This window comes from Agriterribacter humi (genome assembly GCF_009192765.1).
GTDB classification, from domain to species: Bacteria; Bacteroidota; Bacteroidia; order Chitinophagales; family Chitinophagaceae; genus Agriterribacter; species Agriterribacter humi.
The window spans coordinates 1-1,387 of the sequence record NZ_VOHQ01000030.1; the positions used below are offsets into that span (position 1 = coordinate 1).

At 40.1% G+C, this 1,387-nt stretch carries 1 protein-coding gene; it reads left to right on the plus strand.

Annotated features, from left to right (window positions below; translation table 11 throughout):
- The first annotated feature begins 75 nt into the window (after window positions 1–75).
- Window positions 76–1,293 carry an IS4 family transposase gene (locus FRX45_RS23065; protein WP_152270848.1) on the plus strand — a complete coding sequence of 406 codons (1,218 nt, stop codon included), beginning with the start codon at window positions 76–78 and terminating at the stop codon, window positions 1,291–1,293.
- The last annotated feature ends 94 nt before the right edge of the window (window positions 1,294–1,387 follow it).

Sequence of the window (1,387 nt, forward strand, 5' to 3'; positions counted from 1 at the left end):
TTGATTGATAAATTAAAAGGAGGCGAGTAGCCTCCTTTTTCGGTATTTTTAAGTTACCACACAAAAAAACAGCCGATGAGTAAAGGTACTTTTTTTACCGGACAGCCAATCTTCAATCAGGTACTGAATTTCATTCCCCGTTCCATGGTTAAATCCGTTGCCAGGGAGTTGAATGCTGATTATTATTGTAAAACGTTTAAAACTTATGAGCATCTGGTTACTATGCTCTATGCGATTTTCAATCAATGTACATCCCTTAGAGAAGTGACCACGGGACTACTGGCGTGGGATCAGCGTATCCATCATTTAGGTATAGAATCCCACCCGCGTCGAAGCACTATTTCCGATGCCAATAGAAAGCGTACGGCAGAAGTGTTTGAAAAAATATACTTTGGTTTATTGAAGCGTTACCAGCCACTTTTACCGGACAGCCAAAAGCGTTCCCGCAAAAACAATCTCTATATTTTTGATTCCACAAGCATTGCGCTGTTTCAGGAAATACTTAAAGGCTCAGGTCTTTCAAAAACTGATGGAAGGCGTAAAGGGGGTATTAAAGTTCACACCTTACTGCATGCTAAAGAGGATATTCCCACTATGATCCGTTATAGTGCGGGAGCCGATAACGATGCTAAATACCTCAAAGAAGTGCAATTACCCGCTGGTTCTGTGATTGTATTTGATAAAGGATACCGGGATTATTCAACTTATAACCGCTTCACTACCGAACATATTACATGGATAACCCGTCACAGGGACAGTTCGGTATACAAAATCAGGGAAAGGAAGGCTGTAAATGAATATCAAAAGCAACAAGGTGTTAATACAGATTGGGTTATAGAATTGGGACACAGTCATTCAAAAAGGGCGGTAAAAGTGCCTGCACGCATGATTGGATACGCAGACCCGGTAACCGGAAAAAAATTTCAGTTCATAACCAACAACCATCAGTTGGCTCCATTAACAATTGCCAACTATTACAAGCAACGCTGGCAAATCGAAACTTTCTTTAAACGCATCAAACAGAACTATCCACTACAGTACTTTTTGGGCGATAATGAAAATGCGATCAAAATACAAATCTGGTGCGCCCTCATTGCCGACCTTTTGCTTAAGGTCATTAAACAGGGAACGCGATCAACAATGGCATTTTCAAATATTGTTGGACTGGTAAGACTGCACCTGATGACATATATGGACTTAAAAAGCTTTCTGAAGGCCCCGGAGAAAAGTTTACTCAGAAAAATACAGCAAAGAAAAAATGAACTTTTTAATCCTTCCTTATTTCCAACATAGGGGCTTGGAAAATACTAAACAGCCAAATCTTAACCGCAAAACCGCAACCAGCCGTTTGAAAAAAGAATTATTCTATTTTTACCGGACAGCAATG

Coding starts and splice junctions, on each gene's coding strand:
- FRX45_RS23065 (WP_152270848.1), top strand. CDS start 76: ATGAGTAAAGGTACTTTTTTTACCGGACAGCCAATCTTCAATCAGGTA.